Raw genomic sequence first — 6000 nt, 5'->3', positions numbered from 1 at the left:
TATGATTATTGATTATATACTGTGTGGGGGTCTTATTTTGAAGGGAAGAGATGTTGTTTTAGGTTTATTAATGGAAAAAGAATTGTCTGGTTATGATATTAAAATGGTGTTTGAGGACGTATTTACTCATTTCTTTGATGGAAGTTTTGGAATGATTTATCCAACGTTACGACAGTTGGAAAAAGAGGGGAAAATAAAAAAAGAAGTTGTTATGCAAGAAGGGAAACCGAATAAGAAAATGTACTTTATTACAGATGAAGGTCGTGAAGAGTTTTATCAATACATGCAAACAGATGTAGAGAAAGACGTTTTACGTTCAGATTTTTTAATGAGGATGTATTTTGGTAATTATAGCGATGATAAGGCGATAAAAAAATGGATTGAAGAAGAAATTAAAAGGAAAGAAGCATACATTGCGGATCTTCGATTGAAATATGAAAAGTGGAGAGTAGGTATTACTTTTGTCGAGGAAATTTCCCTCGATGTAGGTATTGCATCGTATAGTGCACAAGTGGAGACATTGAAAAGAAAACTAGAGCAATTAGAAACAAAAGAACACAATAAAAAGGAAGAATGAAAAACACGTTCGAAGTAAAGGGGTAAATAAAGATGGAGCAATCAAAGGGTATTAAGATTGTCTTTTTAATGTGTCTAGGTATCTTTCTTTGTATGATTGATACGACAATTATGAATATAGCTTTACCGGCAATACAATCGAGTGTAAATACTTCATTAGAAAAGATGTCTTGGGTATTAAATGTATATACAATGACGATTGCAGTACTTGCTATTCCGTTAGGACGGGTAGCTGATATTTTTGGAAAAGCAAAGATGTATATTCTTGGTTTGATAATTTTTGGTGGTGGATCAGTACTTTGTGCTTTTGCTAATACGGGTGATTTTCTGATCTTTTCTCGATTTATACAAAGTGTAGGTGCAGCGATTTTATTTCCAACTAGTATGGTAATTGGTGTATCAGCTATGCCATTAGCTAAGAGGCATGTTGCACTTGCAATTTTAGGGGTAACGCAAGGACTATCAGCTGCGATGGGACCGGTAATAGGCGGAATTATTACACAAAATTTCGGTTGGAGATGGGTGTTCTTCGTTAATGTTCCAATTTGTATTCTTGGAATCATTTTATGCTGCATTATGTTACAAATAAAAAATGAAGAACGTATCATCTCAAAAATAGATTGGATAGGACTACTATTAAGTAGCACAGCAATTTTTTCTTTTACTCTCATATTAGTAAAAGGCAATACATGGGGATGGCAAAGTAATATAGCTTTTTCTTGTTATGCAATTAGCACTATTTCTCTTATTCTATTTGTTCGAGTGGAACGAAAGCTTCATAATCCAATGGTGAATTTAAATTTATTTAAAGATCGAATGTTTGTTGGAGCATCTATCGTTGTAATATTAAGTAATTTATTTTTAATTGGGGTAACTGTATTACTTCCAACGTTCTTGACGAAAATACAAGGTCGAACGGAAATTGAAGCAGCTTTTTTAGTGACACCTATTTCAGCAATGATATTTTTCGTCTCACCAGTTGCAGCAACATTAATTAAAAAGCTTGGCAAAGTAACTATTATTTTGTCAGGATTTCTTGTTATGGGTCTTTCCTATTATTGGTTGCAAATGATTGACGTCATTTCAACAAATATAGAAATTATTATTCCATGTATGATATTAGGTGTTGGGTATGGTTTAGTAGTGGGACCAATTACTGTTTTAAGCGCATCTTCGTTTGAAGGGGAATTGTTAACTGCTTCTCAAAGTGTCGTATCAATGTTGCGGCAAGTTGGAATTGTATTAGCGGTAGCCATATTTGTATCTAACTTAACTCACAACTTAACTGTAAATAAAGAGAATGTATATCGTTATGCAGAAGAAAAAGTAGGAAATATTCATGTGGATCGTACTCAGCAAGCTGAGATATTACAAATAACAAAAGAAAAAATAGAGAATCAAAGTATAGAAACGAATGTAGAAAAGCATCAAAATGAAACATTTGTAGGGTTAAATAAAGAGAAAAAAGACGAATTAATTCATCAAAAAGTGGACGAAGTATTAAGAGAAGTTCCAGTAGAATATAGAGATGTAAAAAGAGAAGAAGTTATGAGTCAAGTGACAAATGAAGTTGAAAAACAAGAAGAAAGTATAAAGAAAGAAGCACTTGCATTTTCGAATGATGTAAATCATTATGCTAAGAATCAGATGGCTATGAGTTTTACAGATTTATATAAAGCAAGTGTGCCAATTATTTTAATTTGTGCTTTAGTAAGTTTGTTATTTTGGGAAGGAAAGACTTTGAGTAAAAAGAGAAGGGAAAGAGTGGTGGAGGAAGCGTAAAAAACAGGCTAATAGTAGCCTGTTTTTTCATTGTGTTCTCCTTGCATATTGTGAATAGTAGTATTTTTAATATAGCATGAGAGAAGACGAATTTGGTTAGAGAGTTTTTTAGAATGAAAGAGAAGAATGGGAAATGCCATTGAATATGTAACGTTAAACATAGTACATTAACAAGAGGGGTTAATTTTAAAGGGAGGATGAGGAATTGTTGGATAAGGCGGGTGCTTTAAAAAGTAATCGTATGTATACAGAAGAAGAGCAACAAAAACTATATAAACGAACATTAATAATCGTAAGTATTTCACAAATGTTCGGCGGGGCAGGGTTAGCTGCTGGAATTACAGTAGGTGCACTTCTTGCGCAGCAAATGCTTGGCACAGATGCATATGCAGGATTACCGGCAGCTATGTTTACATTGGGATCTGCAGTAGCGGCTTTTATTGTAGGAAAGTTATCACAAAAACATGGTCGCCGTATAGGGCTTGCAGCAGGATTTATAGTAGGTGGATTAGGTGCTATTGGAGTTGTATTGGCAGCTATAACAAATAGTATTATGCTATTATTAGTCTCTTTACTCATATACGGTGCAGGTACAGCTACAAATCTACAAGCTCGTTATGCTGGTACAGATTTAGCGAATAAGAAGCAACGAGCAACTGCTGTTAGTATTACGATGGTCATGACGACTTTTGGTGCAGTCGCAGGTCCAAATTTAGTAGGTGTAATGGGAAGGTTTGCTCATTCAATTGGAATTCCTGAACTTGCTGGTCCATTCATATTATCAGCAACAGCATTTATACTTGCGGGTCTTGTCCTTTTTGTTATGCTTCGTCCAGACCCATTACTCATTGCTAATATGATAGAAGCATATAAACAAGAACATACATATAAAGGGCAACCGGTAACAGAAGAAGTGAAAGAAAATAAACGAGGCATTACCGTTGGAGCAATTGTAATGATACTTACTCAAATCGTGATGGTTGCGATCATGACGATGACGCCAGTTCATATGGGACACCACGGCCACGGTTTAAGTGCAGTAGGTCTTGTAATTGGTTTTCATGTAGGTGCAATGTATCTTCCGTCTCTCGTTACGGGAATGTTAATTGATAAAATTGGCAGAACTACGATGAGTATAGCTGGTGGAGTAATTTTACTAGCAGCAGGTGTCATAGCGGCGATAGCGCCAAGTGATTCTTTAATACTATTAATTGTTGCTTTGTCTTTACTTGGATTAGGATGGAACCTTGGTTTAATAAGTGGTACGGCTCAAATTGTTGATGCAACTATCCCTTCCACACGTGCAAAAACACAAGGGAAAATAGATGTGTTTATTGCGCTAGCTGGAGCTTCAGGTGGAGCGATGTCAGGAATGGTAGTAGCGAATTCAAGTTATGCGGCATTATCATTAGTTGGAGGAGTTTTAGCTTTCATGCTGATTCCTGTTGTGATATGGTCTCGAAAAGGGGCAAGAGATTAAATGGAAAAGCGGTTCTAGTTAATGACTAGAACCGCTTTATATATTTAATTTAAATCCCACTCTACAATAAGCCCTAAATGCGTAAGACCACCGCCAAATCCGTATAGTAAAAGTGTGTCTCCGTTACTTAATTTTCCTTCTTTTCTAGCTAAATCTAGTGCGAGTGGAATAGAGACGGAAGATGTATTCCCCATATATTCCACGCTCGTTAATGTTTTTTGTATTGGAATTTGAGATTTTTCACAAATAGATTCGATCATTCGTAAGTTAGCACTATGAGGAATGAACCAGTCTATATTATCTATTTGCATATTTGCGGTATGTAATAGTTCTTTTATACCTGCTGGCACTGTGCGTGTTGCCCATTTATATACTTCTCTTCCATTTTGAACGATTTTTTCATTTGTTTGCAGTGGTGTGTCATTCATAGTAGTAGATAAGTTTGTTCTGTATAGATGAATTCCGCCGTCACCATTTGTTCCCATGTGAGCGGCGATAAAGCTTGGTTTTTTTTCATCTTTTTCTAACAAAATAGCTCCAGCGCCATCACCGAATAAAATACAGGTCGTTCTATCGGTGTAATCAGTAACTTTAGATAATGTCTCTGTCGCTACGACAAGTACTTTTTCATGTGATCCAGAAGTGATTAAGCTATTACCAACATGTAGACCATATGTGAAACCAGCGCAAGTCGCATTTAAATCAAAAGCTAGTGTATGAGGTATGTTGAAGTGTTGTTGTATTTGACACGCGACACTAGGAAAAACATAGTCAGCGGTTGTTGTAGCAACAATGATACAGTCGACATCTTCTAAGTTCTTTTTAAATGTTGTACATAAATTTTCAATTGCTTTAATGGCTAAGTTTGAGGAGTATTCTTCTTCGCTAGCAATCCTTCTTTCTTTCATTCCTGTTCGTTGTACAATCCATTCATCATTCGTATCGATCATTTTTTCTAAATCATTATTAGACAATATTTGATCTGGAACATGAGTACCAATTGCAGTAATACGTGACTTAGAATGCATAGGAACATCTCCTAACTTATTTTTTATAACTTGATACTAATACTAGATACTAATGAAGTCAATAAAGAACTTTATAATTTAATATATTTATATAAAAATAAACAAAAAGGAGTTTGAGAGAGAATGTCAAAATAATATACAGAAAGCTTCTGAAATTGATAATGAAAGGGTCTGAGATTCTTGAAAAGAATCATATATTTGTTATCTCTTGTTTTAATTTGTAGTTTTATTTTTTCAGATAAGTCCTATGCTTGTGATTGTACTAAAGCATCACCAGAAGATAGGTTACAAAAAAATGATGTAGTGTTTGAAGGTAAAGTTTTAGAAGTTCAAGAGAAAGATGGGGAAATGAAAACATTATTTGAAGTGAAGAAAATTTGGAAAGGGACAAGCTCTTCGCAAATTATTATAAATACAAGTTTTAGTAGCTGTACATTTCGTTTTGCAGAGGGAGGAGAGTATCTAGTCTTTTCTTCTTATAAAGGGAAGAAGCAGTTAGAGACATCTATTTGCAGTGGAACGAAGAGATTAGATGAGGCAGAGATGGAGAAACAGGCTTTAAGACATATTGCAAAAGAGTCTGTTCCGACGAAGAAAGTGGATTTAAAAGGAGAGATGGTGAGCAGTTTAAGTTGGTGGGAAGTTGCTATCATTTCCGTTGGTCTATTATTAATCATTGCTTTTGTTATTTTTGTTGTGAGAAGAACTCGCAAAAAATGACGATTAAAGTAAAAATATAAAGATTTTCTTTCGTGTGATATAGGTTGTTAAACCTTGTGAAAGCGAATTACTTATGCTACACTTTATGTAACTTAAAATGAACGGAGGGGCTTCCTTTGATCTTAATCAGATTACGTCTCAATACTTTGTGCCAATAATTGAATAGCGCTCAAAGGCTCTGTCTGTGTGCAGAGTGAACGGGATTGGTCTGCCTATTTTAAAGGAACCCTTTATTAAGCTTATATGTGAAAAAGAGGGAGGGACGAATACGCCCTCTTTTTGTTTTGCCTTTATAAATAGAATGGGATCGTATAGGTGAACACTTATTGTGGATACGTATATGATCTTGAGGCTTATTGACTATGAGATAGGATGAAAGTATAGCTTTCTCCTGTTTCTTTGGTGAACCCTTAT

At 35.0% G+C, this 6000-nt stretch carries 5 protein-coding genes; 4 read left to right on the top strand and 1 reads right to left on the bottom strand.

Going from position 1 to position 6000, the window contains the following annotated elements:
- The first annotated feature begins 37 nt into the window (after nucleotides 1-37).
- From DN410_RS12380 to DN410_RS12370, 3 genes are all read left to right on the top strand, one after another.
- Complete coding sequence (locus tag DN410_RS12380; protein WP_149176741.1) at nucleotides 38-577, top strand: PadR family transcriptional regulator; 540 nt, start codon at nucleotides 38-40, stop codon at nucleotides 575-577.
- A 32-nt stretch (nucleotides 578-609) separates the two neighbouring features.
- Entirely contained in the window at nucleotides 610-2358 is a 1749-nt protein-coding gene (locus DN410_RS12375) for an MFS transporter (protein WP_149176740.1), read from the top strand.
- A gap of 205 nt (nucleotides 2359-2563) precedes the next feature.
- Entirely contained in the window at nucleotides 2564-3838 is a 1275-nt protein-coding gene (locus tag DN410_RS12370; RefSeq protein ID WP_149176739.1) for an MFS transporter, read from the top strand.
- Nucleotides 3839-3882: 44 nt separating this feature from the next.
- Here DN410_RS12370 and DN410_RS12365 read toward each other — a convergent pair whose 3' ends face one another.
- Nucleotides 3883-4866 carry a ketoacyl-ACP synthase III gene (locus DN410_RS12365; RefSeq protein ID WP_149176738.1) on the bottom strand — a complete coding sequence of 328 codons (984 nt, stop codon included), beginning with the start codon at nucleotides 4864-4866 and terminating at the stop codon, nucleotides 3883-3885.
- A gap of 180 nt (nucleotides 4867-5046) precedes the next feature.
- Between DN410_RS12365 and DN410_RS12360 the strand changes: the two genes are divergently transcribed.
- Nucleotides 5047-5586, top strand: a complete 540-nt coding sequence (locus tag DN410_RS12360) for a cobalamin biosynthesis protein CbiN (RefSeq protein WP_149176737.1) — start codon at nucleotides 5047-5049, stop codon at nucleotides 5584-5586.
- Nucleotides 5587-6000: the final 414 nt, after the last annotated feature.

Origin of the sequence: Bacillus sp. SH5-2 (genome assembly GCF_008368905.1) — a bacterium.
GTDB lineage: Bacteria > Bacillota > Bacilli > Bacillales > Bacillaceae_G > Bacillus_A > Bacillus_A luti.
Note: the sequence above shows the minus strand (reverse complement) of the source record. Positions and strands in the feature narration are given on the sequence as shown.

Coding starts and splice junctions, on each gene's coding strand:
- DN410_RS12365 (WP_149176738.1), bottom strand. CDS start 4,866: ATGCATTCTAAGTCACGTATTACTGCAATTGGTACTCATGTTCCAGAT.
- DN410_RS12375 (WP_149176740.1), top strand. CDS start 610: ATGGAGCAATCAAAGGGTATTAAGATTGTCTTTTTAATGTGTCTAGGT.